Raw genomic sequence first — 24,987 nt, 5'->3', positions numbered from 1 at the left:
GCATGTGTAACTGTTCAATGAAGCCTTATGGAATAAATAGCTTATGAGGCCGTTTCGCGAGACGGTACCGGCCCATTACAGGAGATATCCACATGAATAATTCAGCATTACTGGAATACTGCATGTCCAAACCTGGGGCAGAGCAGAGCGACCATGAGAAGTGGCAGGCGAATCAGATTAAAGTAGCAGATGTGATGTTTGCTATGGTAGGCGAGACGGAAGGACGCCCCTCTATCTCATTGAAAACCAGCCCTGAATTGGCAGAAAGCCTGAGAGAGCAACATCCGGAGATCGTGCCGAGTGAACACTTGAACAAAGCGCACTGGAACACGGTGTTTCTGGATGGCAAATTACCAAACTCACAGTTCTATTCGCTAATAGACCGCTCTTATCAATTGGTTTTACAGGGATTGCCCGAACATCGGCGGCAAGAGTTAGTTGTCTGAAGGCTAAAATAGCACTCCAGGACAACTGATTGATTGCCCCGGAGCGCTCATTTAATGGCTACTTACGCTGCAACATAGGTTTGAGGAATCGGGCCGTATGTGATGCTGCGCATTCTGCGACGGTCTCTGGCGTGCCGGAAACCAAAATCTCGCCGCCGCCACTGCCGCCCTCTGGCCCCAGATCAACAATCCAGTCTGCGGTCTTAATCACATCCAGATTATGCTCAATGACCACAATAGTATTGCCCTGATCGCGCAACTGATGTAATACCGCCAATAGCTGCTGAATATCAGCAAAGTGTAAGCCAGTGGTCGGTTCGTCCAGAATATAGAGTGTCTGGCCAGTGCCGCGTTTTGACAGTTCGCGTGACAGTTTGACGCGCTGTGCTTCTCCGCCCGATAGGGTAGTTGCCGACTGGCCAAGACAAATATACGACAGGCCAACATCCATCAAGGTTTGCAGCTTACGCGCCAATGCCGGAACAGCATCAAAGAACTCACGTGCTTCTTCGATAGTCATCGCCAACACTTCGTGAATACTCTTACCTTTGTATTTCACTTCCAGCGTTTCGCGGTTATAGCGCTTACCTTTGCATTGGTCGCAAGGGACATAAATATCCGGTAGGAAGTGCATTTCAACTTTAATCACTCCGTCCCCCTGACAGGCTTCACAGCGGCCGCCTTTCACGTTAAAGCTGAAACGGCCCGGAGTATAGCCCCGAGCGCGTGACTCAGGTACGCCCGCGAATAGTTCACGAATAGGGGTAAAGATACCGGTATAAGTTGCCGGATTAGAGCGCGGTGTGCGGCCAATCGGGCTTTGGTCAATATCGATAACTTTATCGAAATGCTCCAGCCCTTGAATATCACGATACGGAGCCGGTTCATTGCTGGTCGCTCCGTTCAACTGGCGCTGCGCGATACAATATAAAGTATCGTTGATTAGCGTCGATTTACCTGAGCCAGAAACACCGGTAATGCAGCTAAATAACCCAACGGGCAGTGTGAGAGTGACATCTTTCAGGTTGTTACCGCTGGCACCAATCAACTTCAATACTTTGCTCGGATCACCTGCCACGCGTTGAGCTGGAATAGCAATTTCCCGCTTACCGCTGAGGAACTGGCCAGTGAGTGATTCGGGGGCTGCCATAATGTCATCAACGGTCCCTTCTGCAACCACTTCACCACCATGCACACCAGCACCAGGGCCGATATCAATCACATGGTCGGCGGCACGAATCGCATCTTCATCATGCTCCACCACAATTACGGTATTCCCCAGATTGCGCAGGTGAATCAGTGTTTCGAGCAAACGTTCATTATCGCGCTGATGCAAACCGATGGACGGCTCATCAAGCACATACATGACACCCACCAAACCGGCACCAATCTGGCTGGCCAGACGAATACGCTGCGCTTCACCACCGGAGAGGGTTTCCGCAGAGCGGGACAGTGACAGGTAATTCAGCCCGACGTTAACCAGGAACTTCAGCCGGTCGCCAATTTCTTTTAGTACTTTCTCGGCAATCTGCGCCCGCTGACCGCTGAGTTTCATATTCTGGAAGAAGCTCAGCGCATGACCGATGCTCAGTTCTGAGATTTCTGGCAATGTCGTGTTTTCGACAAAGACATAACGCGCTTCACGGCGCAGGCGTGTGCCATGACATGAAGTACAGGAGCGATTACTGATGAATTTAGCCAGCTCTTCGCGCACCGCACTGGATTCCGTCTCTTTATAACGGCGCTCCATATTGTGCAGCACACCTTCAAATGGATGGCGGCGTACCGTGGTATCACCGCGGTCATTAATGTATTTGAATTCAATGGTATCTTTGCCAGATCCATACAGCACAGCTTTCTGGATGGTGGCATCCAATGAGTTAAACGGTGCTTCGATATCAAACTTATAATGATCAGCCAGTGACCGTAGCATCTGGAAGTAATAGAAGTTGCGGCGATCCCAACCCCGAATTGCGCCCCCTGCCAGTGATAGCTCAGGGTTTTGTAGCACACGGTCTGGATCAAAGAACTGCTGTACACCCAGACCATCACAGGTTGGGCAAGCACCGGCCGGGTTGTTAAAGGAGAACAGGCGCGGCTCCAACTCGCTCATGCTATAGCCGCAAATTGGGCAGGCAAAGTTAGCGGAGAACAGCAGTTCTTCTGCGTGAGGATCGTCCATATCGGCAACCACGGCAGTACCACCGGAAAGTTCCAATGCGGTTTCAAATGATTCAGCCAGACGCTGAGCCAGATCTTCGCGCACCTTAAAACGATCGACCACCACTTCAATAGTATGTTTCTTTTGCAGTTCTAATTTGGGTGGATCAGATAGATCGCAAACCTCGCCATCGATCCGTGCCCGGATATAGCCCTGCATCGCCAAATTTTCCAGTGTCTTGGTATGTTCGCCTTTGCGATCTTTTACCACTGGCGCCAGTAACATCAGGCGGCGGCCTTCGGGCTGGCTGATGACGTTATCCACCATCTGGCTGACCGTTTGCGCGGCAAGCGGCACATCATGATCCGGACAGCGCGGCTCGCCGACACGGGCAAACAGTAAACGCAGGTAGTCATGAATTTCAGTGATGGTGCCCACGGTAGAACGCGGGTTATGGGAAGTCGATTTTTGCTCGATGGAGATGGCCGGAGAGAGACCTTCAATATGGTCGACATCCGGTTTTTCCATCAGCGATAGAAATTGGCGCGCATAGGCGGAGAGAGACTCAACATAGCGGCGTTGGCCCTCGGCATACAGGGTATCAAAAGCCAGTGAGGATTTGCCTGAACCCGATAGACCGGTGACCACGATCAGTTTGTCGCGCGGGATAATCAGGTTGATATTCTTAAGATTATGGGTGCGAGCGCCCCGAACTTCGATATTATCCATTCAAACATTTCCCGGATGTAAACTGAGCCTCTCCCGTGCCCTTTTTTACTCTTCGTACTTGAAGCCGCAGGGTTGTTGGCTGCGTTCACTCACCCTAATCACTTACTGGTTGTAAGCTCATAGGGACTCGCTCGCTTGCCGCCTACCTGCAACTTCAATTACTTTGAGTATTGTATCGACGCATTTTGCAACGTCAAAAAGGACACAGCCAGTACGAAACGGATAATTATGACACAAAAAAACCTGAATGGATATCCAGTATCTGGGTGCAATTAAGGCGGTTATTACAATAAATTTGCAATGCATTGCGCAGTGATGATCAGTTGTGTTGTTTACCTGTTAGCGTGTTAAACTTAGTCATTTATACTGTACAAAATTTATTTCATCAGGAGAGTTCACATGGCCAGCAGAGGCGTAAACAAAGTGATTTTGGTCGGGAATTTGGGCCAAGACCCGGAAGTCCGCTACATGCCGAATGGCGGCGCTGTTGCCAATATCACCCTGGCCACTTCCGAAAGCTGGCGTGATAAAGCAACCGGCGAGCAGAAAGAAAAGACGGAATGGCATCGGGTGGTGTTGTTCGGCAAACTAGCAGAAGTTGCTGGTGAATATTTGCGCAAAGGCTCTCAGGTCTATATCGAAGGCGCATTGCAAACCCGTAAATGGACAGATCAGGCTGGTGTTGAGAAATATACCACTGAAGTTGTGGTTAACGTGGGTGGCACCATGCAAATGCTGGGTGGCCGTCAAGGCGGTGGTGCTCCGGCGGGTGGTGGTGCATCACAAGACGGTGGCGCACAAGGCGGTTGGGGCCAACCTCAGCAGCCACAAGGTGGCAACCAGTTCAGCGGTGGTCAGCAGGCTTCACGGCCGGCTCAGTCAGCGCCAGCAGCACAACCACAAGGCGGCAATGAGCCACCAATGGATTTTGACGACGATATTCCGTTCTGATCCCTGTCATTTAAAACAGAGGAATCAAACCCAGTGTAATAGCTGGGTTTTTTATATTGGTTAATCAGGGCATTGCCGCTATTTTTTCGCACTGCCGATGAAGACCTGTGAGGATACTTTCTGCTAAATCAGTTGGAAAATTAGCGGGGAGTCGAGCTTGTATTTGTGTGATGACTCTCGGGGTAGCGGTAATAATTTCATCAATAATACTGTCAGCCTGAGCAGCTCCCAGCCCAACAATCTCGGCCTGTTTTCGCCAATGGCGTCGCTGTATCTGGTTAATTAAATAGTAATTTTTACTCCCTCGCACCGCCATCGCTAACTTGGTTTTCTGGGCCGCAATTTGATTACGGCCCGCCCCGATAATCGGATGGGTTGATAGCACATCATAAAGTGGGGTGAGATGGTAATGGTTGGCGGGCAGATGTGTAATGCTGAAATTTTTTGCATGTCCATCCGTTGCTGCCAGTAACCAGAAAATAATTTGTGCTTTAAAGAAGACTTTTCTGTCTTCACTGGCATTATCCGAGCCACTTAAAATCTCCATGATGGTTGTAATACCGGGGCCACCATCCGTTTGATATTTTTTTAAGGGGGAAGTCCCAGTCGCTTGGCACATATCCTCTTGCGGTAACCTGACAATCCAGCGGCTATCATTCGATAGTCGTCGGTCAAAACGTTCAACAATCAATGCTTTTTGGTCTTCAAATTGGCCAATTTCACAACTGGCAACCGGTAAGTTATAACTTGCCAGAATTTTTGCACACAGCCATTCATTTTCAACCGAGGTCCTCATATCAGCTTGCATATTGCCGACTAAGCCCAACGGAAGTTTGAAGATATGGGTGGTGGGAGTGCTGCCTAATGGGAGGCACCATCGGTTGTCGTGAAACAAAAGAGCTGTTTTTTCTTGTGCCCCTGCGATAGACAATCTGAGATCCTCATCGTGTTCAGGGCGCACAAATGCATTGTCAGATAATGAGTTTCGTAGGATGCGAGCCACATCGCTTTCTGTTAGTGGTTGTTGTTGAATTGAGAATAGATCAGAGGGAGGAGCATCATCAGTTAGCAATTGTATTGCACCGACACAATCTCTTCCTAATTCAAACAGTAGATCGAAAGGGTTAATGCTGTCAGCGTGATATTTAGTTGCCAGACGTCGCCGGATATCATCGCTATCGGGTAATAAATTATCAAAATAGTCCCGGACAATATTGCCTCGATAAACCTGATTATTGGCCGTAAAAGGCAATGATAATGACAGCGGGCGGCCTTGTTCGTTTGCTAGCCATTCCTGGGCATAAGTCAGTGATTCTTCACCTCGATTTTTTTCCCAATAGCCAACATGTTGACCATTCATCCAGATATTGAGCCGTTGAATGCGACGAGCCATATTACCAATCCTCTTGTTTTGACGGTAAATCTATCGTCTGGCTTTGTTCTGGCTGGTGGGTTTTATTGGGATGCGGCCTGGCGTTTTTTTTCTCACCAAGGATCAGTTCTACGTCTAAAAGTTGTAATACTTTAAAAAGCCGTTCAATACTGGCCGAGGTGGGATCAGCCTCAAGCTTCGCATAGGACTGCTGGGTGATACCTAACAGTTGTGCCAGATTGGCCTGAGTCAGCCCTTTATTCTTTCGAAAACCAATCAACGTAGGGCGCAATTGACTCAAAATTTTAATGGGATAGTCCATCAAGACCTCTCAGCAGAGAATGGTGTGCAATAGCAAAATACAGCGTCTAAACTGTAATTCCATAATACAGCTAATAAGTTGTAAAAGCAAAATACAGACTATAAGTTGTAAATAATAAATACAGCTTTTAGGTTGTTATTGTAAGTTACAACCTAAAGACTGTTTTTTACGGTGATATCAGAATAGTAAAGCGCTATTCGTGACTCAACTATAATCATCTATCAATAGTTGCAACTCATTCTGTCACTTATCATCTGGAGCCTTAGCTATGGTCATTGTTCACCATCTGAATAATTCACGTTCGCAGCGTATCCTGTGGATGTTGGAAGAGTTGCAAGTCCCCTATGAGTTAAAGCGTTATCAACGCGATCCTGGCAGCTTGCTGGCACCTCCAGAGTTGAAAAAAATCCATCCCTTGGGGAAATCACCGGTGATTACTGATGGCGACCTGACACTGGCGGAATCGGGTGCCATCATCGAGTATTTGCAGGAAACCTATGATGCGCAGGGCTTGTTTAAACCCACCGGCCATTATGATCGCCAGCAATTTCGTTACTGGATGCATTACGCTGAAGGCTCCTTGATGCCATTGCTGGTGATGAAACTTATCTTTAGCCGCTTCGGTGGGCCGCCTGTGCCGTGGATTATTCGTCCGGTTGCCAAAGCCTTGGGTGATGGGGTGCAGAAAAATTATCTGAATAAGCAAATTGCCACTCATCGTGCTTATCTGGAACAGCATCTAGAAAAGAATCAATGGTTTGCTGGCAGCGATTTTAGCGCGGCAGATATTCAGATGAGTTTTCCTATTGAGGCAATAAATATGCGCGGCGGTCTTGCGGGGTTCCCGAAACTGCAAGATTTCTTAGTGCGCATTCATCAGCGCCCAGCTTATCAACAGGCGATTGAAAAGGGCGGCGCGTTCAAATTAGAAAACGGATAAACCTATCAAGATTTATATAAGAAAAACGGGTGTGAGGCCGCTCACACTTCGTTTCCTGCCTGCAGGTAACTCGAATTGCATGCCCTCAGACAAATTAATGTAAGAAAATGCATTAAATGTCGCTTTCTGATGTTGATTAGTCACTGTGAATAGCTAGATAATCGTTTGCCTTACAATAAGGCTATTTTATTTGCCATTTTGAACTTGGGCAGTGCTAAAAATACTCACGTACCGAGTGTACGCTCCGGTTTTTGCGCGCTGGCTGCGTCCAAACTGCCTGCAACAATGACGCTTATTGTAGTTTTTCTTCGATTTTTTTCAGTCATGCGTGTTTCCAGCTAATCGTTTGCTATTTTCTCCGTCATCTCGACATTGGGGGAATTGACGAGTTAATCGGCAGGGACGGAAACGATTACGTAGGGAAAGGGCGCGTGGCTTGTTGACGACTTTTAAATGACACACAGGGGACATAACCATGTCTAGCACCAATCCTCAAGCGAACCAGGCAGTAAAGCCGAAGAGTTCGCTTGATGCGTTTTTCAAGCTTAGTGAGCGTGGCAGTAATGTACGTCAGGAAGTGCTGGCCGGTCTGACGACCTTTTTGGCGATGGTCTATTCGGTCATTGTTGTGCCGAGCATGTTGGGCAAAGCGGGCTTCCCACCAACAGCGGTATTCGTTGCAACCTGTCTGGTCGCGGGCCTGGGTTCTTTGCTGATGGGCTTGTGGGCAAACCTGCCGATGGCGATTGGTTGCGCCATCTCATTGACGGCGTTTACTGCATTTAGCTTGGTATTGGGCCAACACATCAGTATTCCTGTGGCTCTGGGGGCGGTATTCCTGATGGGGGTGCTGTTTACCATTATCTCTGTGACGGGGATTCGCTCGTGGATATTGCGTAATCTGCCAATGGGTGTGGCGCATGGTACCGGTATCGGTATTGGCCTGTTCCTGCTGCTGATTGCTGCCAACGGTGTCGGTCTGGTTATCAAAAACCCAATTGAAGGTTTACCGGTCGCGCTGGGCGCATTTACCTCTTTCCCGGTCATGATGACGTTATTGGGTCTGGCGGTAATTTTTGGTCTGGAAAAACTGCGGGTGCCGGGTGGTATTCTGTTGGTGATTATTGCCATCTCAGTTATCGGTTTGATTTTTGATCCAACTGTTAAATATCAAGGATTGTTTGCCATGCCAAGTCTGGCAGATGAAAACGGCAACTCATTGATTTTTAGTCTTGATATCATGGGTGCGCTGAAACCAGTGGTGCTGCCAAGTGTGTTGGCGCTGGTGATGACTGCGGTGTTTGATGCCACTGGCACCATCCGTGCGGTAGCAGGGCAAGCAAACTTGCTGGATAAAGACGGCCAGATTATCAGTGGCGGTAAAGCGCTGACTTCTGACTCCGTCAGCAGCATCTTCGCCGGTTTGGTGGGTGCAGCCCCAGCGGCAGTTTACATTGAATCAGCGGCCGGTACTGCGGCAGGCGGCAAAACTGGCCTGACAGCGACCGTCGTCGGTATCTTGTTCTTGCTGATTCTGTTCCTCTCGCCGCTCTCCTATTTGGTTCCAGCGTATGCAACCGCTCCGGCTCTGATGTATGTCGGTTTGTTGATGCTGAGCAACGTTTCAAAATTGGACTTTGACGATTTCGTTGATGCCATGTCTGGCTTGCTGTGCGCGGTGTTTATCGTGCTGACTTGTAATATTGTGACCGGTATTATGCTGGGCTTCAGTTCATTGGTGATTGGTCGTATTTGCTCCGGTGAATGGCGTAAGCTGAATCTTGGCACGGTGATTATCGCGGTGGCGCTGGTGGCATTCTATGCTGGCGGTTGGGCAATCTAAGCCCTGAGTCTTTGTTGGCATCGGGATGAATATGTTCCCGATGCCATGACCCTCCGTAATGCCCCTACTTTCTTTGTCTATTCCTGCCATCAATTACCGATTTTTTTCCCTATTGCACAAAAAATTGATCTACTATCAAAAGCTGCGCTCCAGCCCTGTTTACGGGCGAGTTCGATCAGGTTTTGTGTTGCGTTGAGTTGAGTCTAAGGAAAGCATGGAAATCTTTTTTACAATCCTCATTCTGATTTTAGTGGTGTCGCTTTCCGGCGTTGTCACGCGAATGTTACCGTTTCAAATTCCCCTCCCTCTGATGCAGATTGTCTGTGGTGCTTTGTTGGCCTGGCCCCACTTTGGTTTGCATGTCGATTTTGACCCGGAATTATTCCTGGTTCTGTTTATTCCGCCGCTGCTGTTTGCTGATGGCTGGAAAACACCGACGCGGGAGTTTATTCACCACGGGCGGGAAATATTCGGTTTGGCTTTGGCCTTAGTATTGGTCACGGTGGTGGGTATCGGTTATCTGATTTACTGGATGGTGCCAGGTATTCCGCTGGTTGCCGCCTTTGCGCTGGCAGCAGTGCTGTCGCCAACCGATGCCGTGGCGTTGTCCGGTATCGTGGGGAAAGGGCGCATACCTAAATCAATTATGGGCGTGCTGGAAGGGGAGGCATTGATGAATGATGCTTCCGGTCTGGTGGCGCTGAAGTTTGCTATTGCCGTTGCCATGGGCACTATGGTGTTTACGGTGTCTGGCGCGACGCTGGAATTCCTGAAAGTCGCGATTGGTGGCCTGCTGGCTGGTGTGGCCGTCACCTGGCTATACAGTAAGTCGCTGCGCCTGATGAGCCGCTGGAGTGGCGATGATCCGGCAACACAAATCGTCTTGCTGCTGCTGCTGCCATTCGCTTCTTACTTGATTGCAGAACATATTGGTGTGTCCGGTATTTTAGCCGCAGTGGCGGCGGGTATGACCATTAGTCAGTCTGGCGTGATCCGCAATGCTCCGCTCACCATGCGATTACGTGCTGACAGTGTATGGTCGATGCTGGAATTCGTGTTTAACGGCATGGTGTTTATCCTGCTGGGGCTGCAATTACCGGGAATTCTCGAAACCTCAATTGTGCAGGCTGAGTTAGATCCGACGATTCAAACCTGGAATCTGTTTGCTGACGTCGCCATCATTTATGGTGCATTGCTGGTGCTGCGTTTTGGCTGGCTGTGGTCGATGAAGAAAATCAGTAAGCGTTTGTTGAGCAAGCGGCCATTGGAGTTCAGTAATTACACCACCCGTGAGCTATGGGTGGCCTCATTTGCCGGAGTGCGTGGGGCAATTACACTGGCCGGTGTGCTGTCCATTCCGTTGTTCCTCAGTGATGGTTCGGCCTTCCCATCCCGTTACCAATTGGTGTTTATCGCCACCGGCGTCATTTTGCTGTCGGTGATTGTCGGGGTTATTGCTTTGCCACCATTATTGCGCGGCGTGGTTGTTGCCGATAAAAGCGCCAGCCGCGAAGAGATTCGTTTGGCACGGGCGGCGGCGGCAGAGGTGGCGATTGTCAGCTTGAATAAGATGGAAGAGCGCCTGGCGGCCAGCAGTGAGGAGAATATCGATCCCGAATTGCTAAAAGAGGTCAGCTCTCGCGTCATCGGGACTTTGCGCCGACGAACGGGCAGTAAAGATGAAATAGAGAATACTTTGCTCATCGAAAATCTGGAGCGGCGCTTTCGCTTAACCGCGCTGCGGGCGGAACGCGGTGAGCTGTATCATTTACGCGCCACACAGAAAATCAGTAACGAAACCCTGCAAAAACTGTTGCACGATTTGGATTTGCTGGAAGCGCTGCTGATCGAAAAAGAAGGTTAATATCCCTCAATCCGGCTGCTGATCAGTGGCCGGTTTTATTTCCACCAACGAACCATTGGGCCAGAACTCACGGCAGCGGTTAATCCACGCCTGCGCACTGTGAGAAAGGTAACTTCCCTGACGCCAGATCAATCCTAATTGCCAAGGCATCAGTGGTTCTAATGGTAGCCATAGCAGTGCATTTTTATCCAGCCGCTGACAGATAGGTTCCGGTAAAATGGCGATCCCAATATTGGCTTGCACCATCGCGGCCAGAAAGTCCCACTGACCGCTGCGCACGGCGATTTGCGGTGTAAATCCCCCGGCAGCAAAAGCATCCATTAGCTGGCGATAGAGGGCAAAATCTTCGTTATAAATCAGGATGGGTTGGTCAGCTAACTCAGGAATACTGAGGGTGGTGCGATTAAGCCAAAACGGGGTGCGCGGCACCACCACACACAAGGGATGACTGAACAGCGGTAATGACGTTAGTGGTAAATCGGCATCAGCGGGGAGGGCAGTTAGGGCTAAATCTAATTCCCCGGAGAGCACCGCCTGTTGCACAGTTAAACCGCCAAATTCAGCAATTTGCAGCTCTACTCCGGGGTAACTGCGGCGAAATTCACTGATAAGCACCGCCATTTGCGTGCCAACCATCGGCGGAATGCCTAGACGGAGCTTACCTTTCTTTAATGAGCTGATGTCTTCCAGCTCCGCTTCTAACTGCTGAAACTGGTCGAGAATCACCAGCCCGCGCTGATAAACTGCCTGCCCGCTGTCGGTCAAATGCAGGCGTCGCCCCTCACGCGTCAGTAAACTACACTCCAACTCATTTTCCAGATTGCGCAGCATCTTGCTGATGGTGGGTTGAGTGACAAACAATTTCTCCGCGGCTCGGGTGAAGCTTTGCTGGCGCACGACTTCGACGAAATAACGCAGTGTTCGGATATCCATTATTTTTCCTGTGAGCGGAGCGGAAAAGTATGCCATTTAGGCATGATTCCAATGATTTTAATTCATTTTCCGCAAGGTTGCCCGCGGCCTATACTGAGCACTGGTAAAATTTCCCATCGGGGTTTCTCATGTCGTTGGCGTTACGCAGTTTTGCGCCGTCTGTTCTCACGCGTTTACAGGTACCGGTTCAAGTAGCACTGTATGCTGGGATATTTATTATTTCTGATCAACTAGTTAGCGTTTTCCATCTACCATTACCCGCCAATATCGTCGGCATGCTATTGCTGCTGGCTATGATTATGCTGCGGGTTCTGCCGGTGCGCTGGGTTCAGGCTGGCTCACGTTGGTTGTTGGCTGAAATGCTGTTGTTCTTTGTTCCTGCGGTGGTGGCGGTGGTGAATTATGCCCAGTTGATCATGGTGGACGGTTGGAAGATTTTTGCCGTTATCGCGGTCAGTACCTCACTGACCCTGGCGGCAACGGGTTTGGTGGTTGACCGGGTTTACCGTTTTGAGGTGTGGCTACAACGCCGCAAGTCTAATCATCATGAATGATTTTATTATCAGTATTGCGTGTTTCCTTGCCACGCTGGCACTGTATTTCGCCAATAAAAAACTCTATCGCCGCCGCCGCTCATTATTGCTGATGCCCTTGGTATTGACGCCGATGGTGTTGGTGCTGCTGCTGGTGGTCACCCATATCTCTTATCAGGATTATATTGGTGAGACGCATTGGTTATTGTGGCTATTAGGGCCCGCAACCATCGCGTTTGCGGTGCCGGTTTATGAGAATCTGTCGATTATTCGCCGCCACTGGTTGTCTCTGACTGCGGGGGTTATCACCGCTATTACCGTGGCGGTGGTCAGCTCGGTGTGGCTGGCGAAGTTATTAACTCTATCGGAAGAGGTGCAGCGCAGTTTAGCGGTGCGTTCTATTACTACACCGTTTGCATTGGAAGCGGCAAAACAGCTGGGTGGGCAACCGGATTTAGTGGCACTGTTTGTGGTGATTACCGGGGTATTCGGGATGGCGGTAGGGGATTTGCTATTCCTACGCCTTTCTGTGCGCAGTGGGTTGGCAAAAGGCGCAGGACTTGGGGCTTCTTCTCATGGAGCCGGCACGGCTAAAGCGTATGAGATGGGGCAACAGGAGGGCGTGGTATCCAGCCTGGTGATGATGCTGGCCGGTATTATTACAGTTATCGGCGCACCGCTGATGGGGCATCTGCTGTGGTAATCGCGATAAAAAAGGGTGAGGATGCCCTCACCCAGAAGTACCCAATGAAACTCCCAAAGTAATGAATTAGTTAGTGAATAACCTGCGCCAGGAACGCCTGGGTGCGTTCTGATTTCGGGTTAGAGAAGAATTCAGCCGGTGGCGCTTGCTCAACAATCTCCCCGCGATCCATAAAAATAACCCTATCAGCGACGGTACGAGCAAAACCCATCTCATGGGTGACGCACAGCATGGTCATCCCCTCATGTGCGAGACTTATCATGGTATCCAGCACTTCTTTCACCATTTCCGGATCCAGTGCCGAGGTCGGCTCGTCAAACAGCATAATTTTGGGTTTCATACATAGAGAGCGGGCAATGGCTACTCGCTGCTGCTGCCCGCCGGATAACTGACCGGGGAATTTATGTGCATGCTCTGCAATGCGCACGCGCTCCAGATAATGCATCGCCAGCTCATCCGCTTCTTTCTTCGGCATTTTACGCACCCAGCTCGGGGCCAGCGTGCAGTTTTGCATCACGGTTAAGTGCGGAAACAAATTGAAGTGTTGAAACACCATGCCAACCTCGGTGCGTACCCGCTCGATGTTGCGTAAATCATCATTCAGCTCAATACCATCCACCATGATTTTCCCTTCCTGATGCTCCTCCAAGTGGTTAATGCAACGGATAGTGGTGGATTTTCCCGAGCCAGAAGGGCCACATAACACGATGCGTTCGCCGGGGCGTACATGCAAATTGATATCTTTCAATACGTGGAACTGCCCGTACCACTTATTAACGTTTTCAAGCGTAATCATCATCTTGTCACCTTGGGTCGGCTGATTGTCGCTCATGTTATGCCTCAATGTGTGGAACGTCCGGTGTGAAAGCGCTTCTCCAGATGCTGGCTATAGCGCGACATGCTGAAACAGAAAATCCAATAAACGGCGGCGGCAAAGACATAGCCCTCGGTCGACATGCCCAGCCAGGCGGGGTCGACAGTAGCTTGTTGCACACTGCTGAACAGGTCAAACAGACCAATGATGATGACCAGACTGGTATCTTTAAACAGTGCGATAATGGTGTTCACCAGCCCTGGAATCACCATTTTTAGCGCTTGTGGCAAGATAACTAGCCCTTGGGTTTTCCAATAACCCAGCCCGAGTGATTCGGCGGCCTCGGTTTGGCCTTTGGGTAGGGCTTGTAAGCCACCGCGTACCACCTCTGCGACATAAGCCGATTGGAATAACACCACCCCGACCAATGCGCGGATCAACTTATCGATGCTGGTGCCTTCGGTCATAAATAGCGGCAGCATTACCGAGGACATAAACAGCACGGTGATTAATGGCACTCCGCGCCAAAACTCGATAAATACCACTGACAGAATGCGCACCACCGGCATACTGGAGCGACGCGCCAGTGCCAGTAAAATGCCGAGTGGCAACGCGCCAGCAATCCCGACGGCTGCAATGATTAAGGTCAGTGTCAACCCACCCCACTGGCGCGTTTCAACGCGGGTCAGTCCGAAAAAGCCGCCATATAGCATCACCCAGACCAATAATGGATAGACCACGGCCCAAACCGCCAGATAACGGCCGCGACCTGGCATTGCGCGCCAGAACAGCGGGATGAGTGTGACCAGGCCAATAATCAACGTGGTATTGATGCGCCAGCGCTGTTCAATAGGGTAAAGGCCATACATAAACTGGCCAAAGCGCGCATGAATAAATACCCAGCAGGCACCTTCTTGGGTGCAATCAGTGCGCGTTGTACCCAGCCAATTGGCGTTGAAAACGGCCCAATTCAGAAGCGGCGGGATCAATTGCCACATCAGCCATAGGCACAAAAGGGTCAGTAAACTGTTAGTCCAACTGGAGAATAGATTCTTTTTGGCCCAAAACACCACACGGCTTAATGGGTTGCCGGGCCGTACCGTGCTGGGTGGTTCGCGGGTTAATGTCATCGTCATTCGCTTCCCTTAGCGCTCGACCAGCGTAATGCGCCGGTTGTAGAGATTCATTAAAAATGAAATGGACAGACTGATAACCAAATAGACCGACATGGTAATGGCGATGGTTTCTATCGCCTGGCCCGTCTGGTTTAGCACTGTTCCGGCAAACAACGACACCATATCGGGATAGCCAATTGCCGCTGCCAGTGAGGAGTTTTTGACGATATTCAAATATTGGCTGGTCAGCGGCGGGATGATGACCCGCAGCGCTTGCGGCAGAATCACCTGACGTAAAGTAACGGTGTTGGGCAGCGCCAATGAGCGGGCGGCTTCGTGTTGGCCATAAGGCACGGACTGAATGCCCGAGCGAATAACTTCGGCAATAAAGGTTGAGGTATAAACCGACAGCGCCAGCGTTAAGGCAGCCAGTTCGGGAATGAGTACCAATCCGCCTTTAAAATTAAACCCCCGTAACTGCGGTAAATCCCAGTGCAGCGCCGGGCCATAAAGCCAATGAGCCAGTGCGGGCAGGGCGATTAATAGCACCAAGCCTATAGGCCAGGTGCGGCGGAATTGCCCAGTATGTAACTGACGAAAATGGTTATAGCGATACAATGCAATGATGGCGATAACCGCCAGTAACACAGCTATCAGGGCGGGCACAAAACCGGCGGCAAATTCAGGGGATGGCAGATATAAACCACGGTTACTCAGAAATGCCACGCCGAAAGCATCCAGGCTCTGTCTTGGCCCCGGAAGGTTGCGCAAGACGGCAAAATACCAGAAGAAGATTTGCAGTAACGGCGGAATATTACGGAATGTCTCAATATAGATGGTCGACAGTTTGCGTAATAGCCAGTTATCCGACAAGCGCGCCAATCCGAGAAAGAAGCCCAGTATCGAAGCAAAGAAAATACATAATACGGAGACCAGCAAGGTATTGAATAACCCGACCAGAAACACTCGGCCATAAGTATCACCCTGCTCGTAGTCGATAAGATGCTGAACGATGCCAAAACCGGCGCTGTTATTCAGGAAAGCAAAACCTGAAGTGATACCTCGGGTTGACAGGTTGGTGATGGTGTTATGGAAAAGGTACGCACCGCATCCGAGCAGTATCAATAGCGCGATAATTTGATACAGCCAGGCGCGCACCGCTGGATTGGTCAGCGAAAAAGCACCTTTGACGGTTGGGCGTTGTGACATAGTGTGGGCCTCGGTCTGGGTCATTCATCCGGCAGGGCTAGCCTGCCGGAGGGGAGTCTATACACTAAATAATTCGAGTTGCAGGAAGGCGGCAAATAAGATAATCCCGATAGGTTTACTTATTTTTTAAGGTCAAGACCAGTAAGTGACTCGGGTTCTTGAGCGTAGCCAACGCGCATGCAGCTTGAAGTATGACGGGTATATAATCAGCGAACCGGAGGTGCGTACTGCAGACCGCCATTGTTCCACAGCGCATTTTGGCCGCGTTTGATTTTCAGCTCACTGCCCATTCCCACATTACGGTCGAAACTTTCGCCGTAGTTACCTACTTGTTTGACGATTTTAACCACCCAATCATTCGGCACTTTTAAATCTTTACCGTAATTGCCTTCCTGACCTAATAAATGAGCCATATCAGGAGTGGTCGGTTTGGCTGCCAGTTCTTCGACATTTTTCGATGTCACGCCCATTTCTTCTGCGTTCAGCATGGCAAACAGAGTCCAGCGTACAATGGCAAACCAATCTTCATCGCCACGACGCACTACTGGCCCCAGTGGTTCTTTGGAGATGACTTCCGGTAATACGATAAATTCGTCTGGTTTACCTAATTTGATACGCAATGCATACAGTTGGGATTGGTCGGAAGCCAGCGTGTCGCAGCGGCCGGAATCCAGCGCTTTGGCACTTTCATCGGAGCGGTCGAAGGTGACTGGGGTGTATTGCATCTTATTGGCTTTAAAGTAGTCGGCGACATTCAGCTCAGTGTCAGTACCGGCTTGAATACACACAGTGGCACCATCCAGTTCTTTGGCACTTTTCAGCCCGGCTTTATTGTGGGTCAGGAAACCAATACCGTCATAATAGTTCACTCCGGTAAACAACATCCCCATGCCAGCATCGCGGGATGATGTCCAGGTGGTGTTACGGGATAAAATATCAACTTCACCTGATTGCAGCGCGGTGAAACGCTCCTTGGCCGTCAACGGGGTATATTTTACTTTTTCTGCATCACCAAAGATGGCCGCAGCCACACCACGACAAACATCAACGTCAAGGCCGGAGAATTTTCCGCTGGCATCTGCATAAGAGAAGCCAGGTAACCCATCACTGATGCCACATTGCACAAAGCCTTTTTTCTTCACCGCATCCAAAGTAGTGCCCGCATGGGCCTGACCCGCTAATGCCACTAATGAAGCAGCAGCAACCAGCGTTGAAATCATTATTTTTTTCATCAAAGCGTCCTGTGAGGCAAAGTCGTGCCTATTTTAATTTTGTAGCGCACCCGTGATGCACCGTCGCTGTCTGTTGGCGTGTAGCCAGTTTGGTATTAGCAAATGGAGTGCCAGAGTTATATTTCATTGAACAATTGGATAATTACTAAGGGTTAACTCTTTATGGGGGGGGGTGACGATAGGATAAAACGCACTTTAATAGGGCATTTGGGGGCGAATTGGTATTTTTTAGTGCAGAAAATTCTGATGGTTTGAATCTGTAGGATCTCTGGCTGCCGAATGGGTTTACTGCTGGTGTTTTTAGCGGTGCCTTAATATAAAAAATCGGCAATACAGGTGAAATTCGGATTTTTTGAATTCTCAATCCGTTATCTAATCCCTTTGGGAATGTTTTTACCTAAATTAGATAAAAGGATAGGGATTATGCCTCATTATTTAACTGTCTTTATCTGTGTGTTGCCATGGCTACTCACGACACGCTGCCTGGCACAAACGGATGTCGAATCGACAAAATGCAGCAATACTGATTTCTCACAGGTTTTATCCTGCTACAAAAATAAATTAGCCACAGAACCGCTTATCTACAATTTGCTGAGTCAGGAGAACCTGCCGGGGCTGGAATGGCGTCGCTACCAACTGACTTCTCAGCAGTGGTCACCAGAGGGATTAGTCACTCCTGCCGCCTGGCAGCATGAAGTTGAGGTTTTTATTCCGAGTGAGAGTACTTCAACGCAAGGGTTGGTGGTGATTAATAATGGCACTAACCATGCTACTGATAAGGTTCCTGCTTCAGGGCCAACTGATTTTTCCATCGATGAATTGCAAAATATTGCCCGCCAGACCAATACCGTAGTGATAGCCGTGAGCACTATTCCCAATCAATATCTTGAATATCAGCAGGATAATGAACCACGTAAAGAGGATTACAGTGTCGCCCGCAGTTGGACTTTATTTATGGATGCGCCGGAGTCTCGCTCAACATTGCCTTTACAAGTCCCGATGGCGGCGGCGATTTCCCAAGCCATGACTATGGCCCAACAAGCTCTGCCGGAGAAAGCATTAGACAGTTTTATTGTCACCGGCTTATCCAAACGCGGTTGGACAACCTGGTTGACGGCGATTGTCGACTCGCGCGTTGTGGCCATCGCGCCGTTTGTTATTGATTTACTGGATACTCGCGCTGCATTGGAGCACATGTATCAATCCTATGGTGGTAATTGGCCTATCGCTTTCACCCCTTATTATCTGGACGAAGTTGATAAAAAGCTGGATACAGCCAGTTTTGCCAAATTGATGCAAATTATTGATCCCTTCCAGTACATGGGGACTGAGTATCAATCGCGGCTTAGTATTCCGAAATATATTATCAATGCCAGTGGTGATGATTTTTACGTGCCTGACAATACAGATTTTTATTACGACAAATTACCCGGTGAGAAAGCACTGCGGGTTGCACCAAATGCTAGTCACTCGGGTATTAAGGCTTTCAGCGAACAGTCACTTATTTCTTTTGTTAATCGCATGCGCCAATCTATGCCAATGCCGCAAGTGAATGCCAGTATCGCCATAAAAGATAAGCTGCAAACATTGACGGTGAGCTTGTCTGAGACGCCGGATAAAGTGCTGCTATGGACGGCTACCAACACAGACGCACGCGATTTTCGCTATGCTTGTAATGTGCGCTACAGTGAGTTCCCGCTGGCAATCACACCGACTAATACCTTGGACATTGCACTGACCACACCGACCACTGGGTGGCAGGCGACTTTTGTTGAAGCCACTTTCAGCGACGGTTTTGTCGCTACCACGCCGGTTTATATTTCACCCAAAGATGTCTATCCCACGACGGCACCGCCAGTAGTTGGAGCGGCTTGTAAAACATTGCCGGGGCGTAATGCTATTGCGGCAAGTGAAGTTGTGACACCGATAGGCGGCGCAGCACCGGAAGGTGTACAGCCATAATTTCGCCATACAAAGTGGAGTTCAGGCAATAAAAAACCCGGCAGAGACTGGGTTCAGACTGCTGACAAACCTCGATAACTCGATCTTGCAAGGTGAAGGCAGGCAGAAGAGTAAAGCGTCCGCGCCTGGGAGGGCGCGGCTCGAGCCCCCAGGGAGGGGTTTACGGCGTCTTTACGATCTGCCTGTTTTCACCGTTACGGGCACTTTGTCATTAACCTCAACCCGGCAGAGACCGGGTTCTTTCTGTGTACACGATGACTTAATAGAGTGATGCTTCGCCTGCTGGGCGGGTTTTGAAACGGCGATGCAACCAAAGATATTGCTCAGGTGCGCGCATGATTTCTTTTTCAATCACTTTATTCATGTAACGGGCGGCGGCTAATTCATCGTCTATTGGATAATCTTCCAATGCCGGTTGGATAAGCAGGTCATAACCGCTGCCATCCGTTTTACGCAGCAACACCAGCGGCAGTAATGCCGGTTTTGCCAGACGTGCTAACATAAAGGTGCCGCTGGTGGTGGCGGCTTGATCAACGGCAAACAAGGGCGCAAAAACACTGCCACGTGGGCCGTAGTCCTGATCTGGTGCAAACCAAACAGCCTCACCTTTCTTCAGCGCCTGCACCATGCCACGCAGGTCTTTGCGATCCAACATCGCTTTATTGGAGCGCATACGCCCCCAGGTCTGCACCAGTTCCATCACTTTATTATTGTGTGGGCGGTACATTGCCATCATCGGCTGGCATTGGCCCATCACTCGGCCACCCAGTTCCAGTGACATAAAATGCACACCAATGACCAAGACACCGCGATTGCCTTCCTGCGCTTTTTTCAGGTTATTTAGTCCGGAAACAGTAAACCAGCGTTTGACGCGCGCATCGGGCCAAAACCATGCCATACCCGTTTCCAGCAACCCCATACCCAAGGATTCAAAATTACCCACAATAGTCCGTTCGAGGGTGGCTTTGTCCATATCAGGGAAGCACAGTTCGAGGTTACGTCGGGCGATAGAAACTCGGCGCTTGAGAAAACGCATTGAGGTACGGCCGAGCCAAATTCCTAACTTATTGATCAGTGGATAGGGCAGTTGGACTAACAGAAACAGTACACCAAGGCCAAACCAAGTCAGCCAATAACGTGGGTGGAGCAGGGAAATATGGAACTTCTGCGGTTTTATCATTGGGAACTCTATCGTTATACGTTAAGTGCGAGCGTGTAGCGCATAAGGATATAATTCGATAGCGGTACATATCTTCAGACACCGTAGGTCGACTATCGTTTTTGCAAATACGATAATTGACGAATTATTTACATTAAAAGCGGAGTCGCGTAGTGAATGGTCACAAAAGAGAGGCTATCGATAAGCGAGGCTTGCTTTTGGCGAATTATATCATAACCGCGGCAAATGAAATAAGAAGATAAAAGGCAAAGGAGTTGTTTAATGTGTTCTGGCAGTTGTCATGGAGGAATATCAACCGCTGATAAATACACCGCGCCGATATGTTAGCGCGGTGTTTAACTTTAAGTACACTGAATGCTTACCAGAACCCTAACACTTTCCACCAGGCACTACCGATAATCAGCCAAATAGGAATGACCACTAAACTGATCAGAAAGCCGATTTTCCACCAGGTTGCCAGCGGGATAAAGTTACACCCAAATAGGATTGGCGCTGGGCCGCCGGAGTAATGAGTGGTCGCCATGTACAAGTTACTGAACATACCAAACACCAGCACTGTCAGCATTGGCGGGGCGCCCGCTGCGATAGCAATAGAAACAAAAATGGCATACATAGCGCTGATATGGGCAATAGCGCTGGCCATCATATAGTGGCTGTAATAGTACGCTAGCAGCAGGATACCCATCATCGGTACCCAATTCATGCCCTGTACCGAGTCCGCAATTGAGGCGCCAAACCAGCTAATGAACCCCAGTTTATTCAGTTGGCTGGCAAGTGTTAGTAGTACTGCAAACCAAATCACGGTGTGCCATGCTTCTTTCTCGGCGATAACATCATCCCAGGTTAGTGCGCCGCTCAGCAACAGGATAGCCAGACCAATAAAGGCAGTCATAGTGGCATCGATATTCAGTGCTGCACCGCATACCCACAGAGTCACCAACCCAACGAATACTGATAACATGATCCATTCATTGCGGCTCATCGGCCCCATTTCTTTCAGTTTTACGAGGGCCAGTGCGCGCATTTCCGGTGTTTTTTCAGTTCCGGTGGATAAAAGCGGTATAGCAGCAACGGAATGATCGCCAGAGAGATTAAACCGGGGACAATTGCAGCCAATGCCCAGCTAGTCCAGGTAATGGTTATGCCCATCTCGCCCGCCAACTTGCCTATCATCGGGTTACCGGCCATTGAGGTCAGGAACATGGCGCAAGTAATGGCGTTACACTGGAAGATACATTGCACCAGGAAAGCCCCGATTTTTCGTTCAGTCCCCCGCTCTGGTGTGGATTCATAAGCTTCAGATATTGAGCGGAACAGCGGAGTGATGATGCCACCACAGCGGGCAGAGGTTGATGGCATTGCGGGTGCAAACAGTAAATCTGTTAGCACCAAACCGTAAGCCAGACCCAATGAGCTGTGACCTAACTTGCTGATAAATAAGTACCCGACTCGGCGGCCAAAACCTGTTTTAATAAATCCGCGTGAGATAAAGAAAGCGCAGGCAACCATCCAGATGGTCGGATCAGCAAAACCGGCGAGTACCTCTTTGATGCTCAGCAAACCAGTGGCGGCGACGACCGTTAGACTAAACACGGCCATTGCCCCTAGCGGGTATGGCGAGAGAATTAGGCCAATAACTGTTGCAGCAAAGACCGCCATGAGATGCCAGGCTCGTGGATCTACCGATTCCGGTACCGGGCTAAACCAGATACTTATCCCAATAAATAGGATCAGTAGCATCCTTCCTATGCGTGTTTTGAATATCGACATGAATATTTACCCTGATGCTATTTTATGTGCAGTGTTAATCATCGCCAATAAATGTAGGGAATAGTTATATTATTAAGGCTGTGATTATATGAAATAACTGTATAGAGAAAATAACGGCATGATTTTGATCAAAGTCATTTTTATATTGTACGAAGCGGGGAAGAACGGTGAAATAAATATATTACTCTGAACTAGGTAATTCAGACTAAATTTGGCGATTACTTTACTTTATTAATTATATGGCGCGGGATTTTATCTGTTAAAACAACATAATTTTGCACGAATAGACAAGATGGCACAGGGCGTGAGAGAAAAGTATAACCAGACGGTACAGATTGAAGACATCAGTTAAGACATAATGAATAAATATTGAACATTGAATATGTCAGGTTTATCTGACCATATATTTATATTATCAGTGATAGAATCATATCCTCTGGCACAAAAAAAACCGCACAGAGGCGCTGAGGAATCCCCAGTAATGGGCGGGTAAAAAAGACAGGCATAGAGTTTTGTGATCTACTGATTGTGCTACCAATTCAATGAGATCACCTCTATGCCTGCTCGCCAAGTATGTCAGAACTTCTTCCGTGATGCTTTAGCTCCCTTTCACAAATACCGACAAAATGCTTTGCTCGATGCCACCATTGCGTTAATCAATGGCGCATCGCTGACACTGACCAGTATCGGACGTTATTTACCCGGTGCGGCTCAGGTCAAAAATAAAATCAAGCGTATTGATCGTCTGCTGGGCAATGAATCACTACATCGTGATATTCCTCTGATTTTTAAAAATATTATCTCGATGCTGACACGGAAACTCTCTCTGTGTTATTGCCGTTGACTGGAGTGGCTATCCGTCTCAGGAGAATCACGTGCTTCGCGCCAGCCTTATCTGCGACGGGCGATCGATACCTTTATTAAGTTGGGTTGTTCCATCAAAAAAACAGCAAAATACGCAGATACAAAAAGACTTCCTCAATGCTCTTGCCAGTGCAGTGAATTCGCAGGCCAGAGTCATCATTGTCACTGACGCGGGGTTCCAGAATGCCTGGTTCCGGCATATAAAATCACTCGGATGGGATTTTATAGGGCGTATCAGGGGCAATACCCAAATGCGGCTAGGCAGCAAAGGCGAATACTGGTTCAAACGTCAGGAATTACAGGCCAGCAGTAAACCGGAATATCTGGGCCCCGGAACACTTGCCCGCGCAGTGTATGCCCAGTGTGACGGCCATTTTTATCTTCATAAAAAAACATCAAAAGGAAGAAAAAATAAGCGCTCTCGTTGTGACATAACCAGACCAGCACAAATAAAAGACGCGCGCTCCGCTGCAACAGAACCGTGGCTGCTCTTCAGCAGCACAAATGACTTTAAACCAAGAGAAGTCATGAAGTTATACAGTCGCCGAATGCAGATCGAGCAAAACTTTCGGGATGAAAAAAGCGAACGCTTCGGGTTCGGCCTGCGTGCTAGCTACAGCCGTTCAACAGGAAGAATGCTGGTGCTGAGCCTGCTGGCGACACTGAGCACAATTGTGCTGTGGCTTCTGGGCTATCACGCTGAAAATAAAGGATTACATCTGAGGTATCAGGCCAACAGCCTTAAGTCACGACGGGTTATATCTTATTTGACATTAGCGGAGAATATCTTGCGACACTCTCCGCTAATTTTAATGCGAACGGCACTGGATACCGTTCTTAACCACCTCGCCAGAACCTACCGAAGTATGGTGTTGGTTTATTAGCGCTGATTTACTGGGGATCCCTCAGCACAGAGGCGGGCTTTTTTTATTCAGAATAATTTAACTGCTCAGGGCTATCACCTTCATCGCTATCGTAAATCATTCCGATATATCTGCATCATTAAAACCGTAGCCTAATGACTTGGATATCTATTATTGGCTCTTACAGAGCAATAACGTTTACCGCTGATGGGCCTTTAGCGCCATTCTCGATAGAGAACTCAACTTTTTGACCTTCATCCAGGGTTTTGAAATCATTGCTCTGGATAGCAGAGAAGTGAACGAACACATCTTTGCTGCCGTCAGCAGGCGTAATGAAACCAAAACCTTTATCAGCGTTAAACCATTTTACTAAACCAGTCATTTTATTAGACATAGAGATACTTCCTTCAATTATTTTTGATTGCCGCCATAGGCGAGCGAATAGGCTTGGGCACAACTTATGGGGCACTTAGAAGGAATTTCGCGGAGAAGAGATATCTGTCTGATAACGCTAATACGGGGAACTGCTTTACTAAAACTGCTTGCATAAATGTTACTGTCAACCGGGTACTACTTACTCTTAATTTACTTGGGGAGCGGTTGCACTGCTCGGGTCTGGCCGTCATCGCTATTGGCAGCCTGCTCCCCTAATCACACTGAATTACAGGGCGACTACGTTTACCGCTGATGGGCCTTTAGCGCCGTTCTCGATAGAGAACTCAACTTTTTGACCTTCATCCAGGGTTTTGAAATCATTGCTCTGGATAGCAGAGAAGTGAACGAACACATCTTTGCTGCCGTCAGCAGGCGTAATGAAACCAAAACCTTTACCAGCGTCAAACCATTTTACTAAACCAGTCATTTTATTAGACATAGAGATACTTCCTTCAATTATTTTTTTTGCCACAATACTGTTTTTCCACAATATGGCAGCGAACGTGGTCTGTTTTTCAGAGGATAACTTATTGGGCACTTAGGAGGAGACTCACGGAGAAGGGATATCTATGGATAGCGCTTGAACTGAGGACTGCTTTACTAAAACTGCTTTCATAAGGTCTGTGTTCCAAACCGATGAAGCTATTTAACCACAACACATTACTCGTGGCAACCTAATATTCGACTCCCATAACTAATATCAATGGTTTTTTTAGCTGGATATGCATGAAATTAGCTATTTTAAT

At 48.8% G+C, this 24,987-nt stretch carries 19 protein-coding genes and 2 pseudogenes; 9 read left to right on the top strand and 12 right to left on the bottom strand.

Annotated features, from left to right (window positions below; all coding sequences use genetic code 11):
* Positions 1 to 92: 92 nt before the first annotated feature.
* Complete coding sequence (locus FGL26_RS13620) at positions 93 to 446, top strand: MmcQ/YjbR family DNA-binding protein (protein WP_005165225.1); 354 nt, start codon at positions 93 to 95, stop codon at positions 444 to 446.
* Between the two features lie 58 nt (positions 447 to 504).
* Here the strand turns inward: FGL26_RS13620 and uvrA are convergent, their stop codons facing one another.
* Entirely contained in the window at positions 505 to 3,336 is a 2,832-nt protein-coding gene (gene uvrA / locus FGL26_RS13615) for an excinuclease ABC subunit UvrA (protein ID WP_005174389.1), read from the bottom strand.
* A gap of 399 nt (positions 3,337 to 3,735) precedes the next feature.
* Here uvrA and ssb1 point away from each other — a divergent pair, with 399 nt between their 5' ends.
* A complete protein-coding gene (gene ssb1, locus FGL26_RS13610) occupies positions 3,736 to 4,287 on the top strand; it encodes a single-stranded DNA-binding protein SSB1 (RefSeq protein ID WP_005174387.1) in 552 nt (183 codons plus the stop codon).
* A gap of 64 nt (positions 4,288 to 4,351) precedes the next feature.
* Here the strand turns inward: ssb1 and FGL26_RS13605 are convergent, their stop codons facing one another.
* Positions 4,352 to 5,680 carry a type II toxin-antitoxin system HipA family toxin gene (locus tag FGL26_RS13605; protein ID WP_005174384.1) on the bottom strand — a complete coding sequence of 443 codons (1,329 nt, stop codon included), beginning with the start codon at positions 5,678 to 5,680 and terminating at the stop codon, positions 4,352 to 4,354.
* A 1-nt stretch (position 5,681) separates the two neighbouring features.
* On the bottom strand, positions 5,682 to 5,981 hold the full coding sequence (locus tag FGL26_RS13600; protein ID WP_005174382.1) for a helix-turn-helix transcriptional regulator: 300 nt from the start codon (positions 5,979 to 5,981) through the stop codon (positions 5,682 to 5,684).
* A gap of 268 nt (positions 5,982 to 6,249) precedes the next feature.
* On the opposite strand from FGL26_RS13600, the gene FGL26_RS13595 reads away from it, so the two are divergent.
* The 3 genes from FGL26_RS13595 (at position 6,250) to FGL26_RS13585 (ending at position 10,628) form a co-directional block, all read left to right on the top strand.
* A complete protein-coding gene (locus FGL26_RS13595; protein ID WP_005174380.1) occupies positions 6,250 to 6,921 on the top strand; it encodes a glutathione S-transferase family protein in 672 nt (223 codons plus the stop codon).
* A gap of 475 nt (positions 6,922 to 7,396) precedes the next feature.
* Positions 7,397 to 8,764, top strand: a complete 1,368-nt coding sequence (locus FGL26_RS13590) for an NCS2 family permease (protein ID WP_005174378.1) — start codon at positions 7,397 to 7,399, stop codon at positions 8,762 to 8,764.
* Between the two features lie 214 nt (positions 8,765 to 8,978).
* Positions 8,979 to 10,628, top strand: coding sequence for a Na+/H+ antiporter (locus FGL26_RS13585; RefSeq protein ID WP_005174376.1), 1,650 nt, complete (start codon positions 8,979 to 8,981; stop codon positions 10,626 to 10,628).
* A 6-nt stretch (positions 10,629 to 10,634) separates the two neighbouring features.
* Here FGL26_RS13585 and FGL26_RS13580 read toward each other — a convergent pair whose 3' ends face one another.
* A complete protein-coding gene (locus tag FGL26_RS13580) occupies positions 10,635 to 11,561 on the bottom strand; it encodes a LysR family transcriptional regulator (protein WP_005174372.1) in 927 nt (308 codons plus the stop codon).
* A gap of 128 nt (positions 11,562 to 11,689) precedes the next feature.
* Here FGL26_RS13580 and FGL26_RS13575 point away from each other — a divergent pair, with 128 nt between their 5' ends.
* Both FGL26_RS13575 and FGL26_RS13570 read left to right on the top strand, forming a co-directional pair.
* Positions 11,690 to 12,115, top strand: a complete 426-nt coding sequence (locus FGL26_RS13575; RefSeq protein WP_005174370.1) for a CidA/LrgA family protein — start codon at positions 11,690 to 11,692, stop codon at positions 12,113 to 12,115.
* Entirely contained in the window at positions 12,108 to 12,797 is a 690-nt protein-coding gene (locus FGL26_RS13570) for an LrgB family protein (RefSeq protein WP_005174368.1), read from the top strand. Before FGL26_RS13575 ends, FGL26_RS13570 begins: the two co-directional genes overlap by 8 nt.
* A 70-nt stretch (positions 12,798 to 12,867) precedes the next feature.
* Here the strand turns inward: FGL26_RS13570 and FGL26_RS13565 are convergent, their stop codons facing one another.
* The 4 genes from FGL26_RS13565 to FGL26_RS13550 form a co-directional block, all read right to left on the bottom strand.
* Entirely contained in the window at positions 12,868 to 13,629 is a 762-nt protein-coding gene (locus FGL26_RS13565; protein WP_005174366.1) for an amino acid ABC transporter ATP-binding protein, read from the bottom strand.
* Between the two features lie 8 nt (positions 13,630 to 13,637).
* Complete coding sequence (locus FGL26_RS13560; RefSeq protein ID WP_032903139.1) at positions 13,638 to 14,741, bottom strand: amino acid ABC transporter permease; 1,104 nt, start codon at positions 14,739 to 14,741, stop codon at positions 13,638 to 13,640.
* A gap of 15 nt (positions 14,742 to 14,756) precedes the next feature.
* A complete protein-coding gene (locus FGL26_RS13555; protein WP_005174362.1) occupies positions 14,757 to 15,935 on the bottom strand; it encodes an amino acid ABC transporter permease in 1,179 nt (392 codons plus the stop codon).
* A gap of 206 nt (positions 15,936 to 16,141) precedes the next feature.
* The gene (locus FGL26_RS13550) at positions 16,142 to 17,167 is read right to left on the bottom strand and encodes an amino acid ABC transporter substrate-binding protein (protein WP_005174361.1); all 1,026 of its coding nucleotides are present in this window, start codon (positions 17,165 to 17,167) and stop codon (positions 16,142 to 16,144) included.
* 423 nt (positions 17,168 to 17,590) lie between these two features.
* On the opposite strand from FGL26_RS13550, the gene FGL26_RS13545 reads away from it, so the two are divergent.
* Positions 17,591 to 19,129, top strand: coding sequence for a PhoPQ-activated pathogenicity-related family protein (locus FGL26_RS13545; protein ID WP_032912877.1), 1,539 nt, complete (start codon positions 17,591 to 17,593; stop codon positions 19,127 to 19,129).
* Positions 19,130 to 19,388: 259 nt separating this feature from the next.
* Here the strand turns inward: FGL26_RS13545 and lpxP are convergent, their stop codons facing one another.
* Both lpxP and FGL26_RS13535 read right to left on the bottom strand, forming a co-directional pair.
* Complete coding sequence (gene lpxP, locus FGL26_RS13540; protein WP_005174358.1) at positions 19,389 to 20,309, bottom strand: kdo(2)-lipid IV(A) palmitoleoyltransferase; 921 nt, start codon at positions 20,307 to 20,309, stop codon at positions 19,389 to 19,391.
* 358 nt (positions 20,310 to 20,667) lie between these two features.
* Positions 20,668 to 22,079 (bottom strand): annotated as a pseudogene (locus tag FGL26_RS13535) (anion permease).
* Positions 22,080 to 22,635: 556 nt separating this feature from the next.
* Here FGL26_RS13535 and FGL26_RS13530 point away from each other — a divergent pair.
* Positions 22,636 to 23,827: pseudogene (locus FGL26_RS13530) on the top strand (IS4 family transposase).
* A gap of 160 nt (positions 23,828 to 23,987) precedes the next feature.
* Here the strand turns inward: FGL26_RS13530 and cspG are convergent.
* Together cspG and cspE are read right to left on the bottom strand one after the other, a co-directional pair.
* The gene (gene cspG / locus FGL26_RS13525) at positions 23,988 to 24,200 is read right to left on the bottom strand and encodes a cold shock protein CspG (RefSeq protein WP_005163087.1); all 213 of its coding nucleotides are present in this window, start codon (positions 24,198 to 24,200) and stop codon (positions 23,988 to 23,990) included.
* 267 nt (positions 24,201 to 24,467) lie between these two features.
* Entirely contained in the window at positions 24,468 to 24,680 is a 213-nt protein-coding gene (cspE, locus tag FGL26_RS13520) for a transcription antiterminator/RNA stability regulator CspE (RefSeq protein ID WP_005163090.1), read from the bottom strand.
* Between the last annotated feature and the right edge of the window lie 307 nt (positions 24,681 to 24,987).

The sequence above is a fragment of the Yersinia enterocolitica subsp. enterocolitica genome, assembly GCF_901472495.1.
In the GTDB taxonomy this organism is placed as follows: Bacteria; Pseudomonadota; Gammaproteobacteria; order Enterobacterales; family Enterobacteriaceae; genus Yersinia; species Yersinia enterocolitica.
The sequence above is the reverse complement of the archived record's forward strand: the minus strand, read 5'-3'. Positions and strand labels throughout refer to the sequence as shown.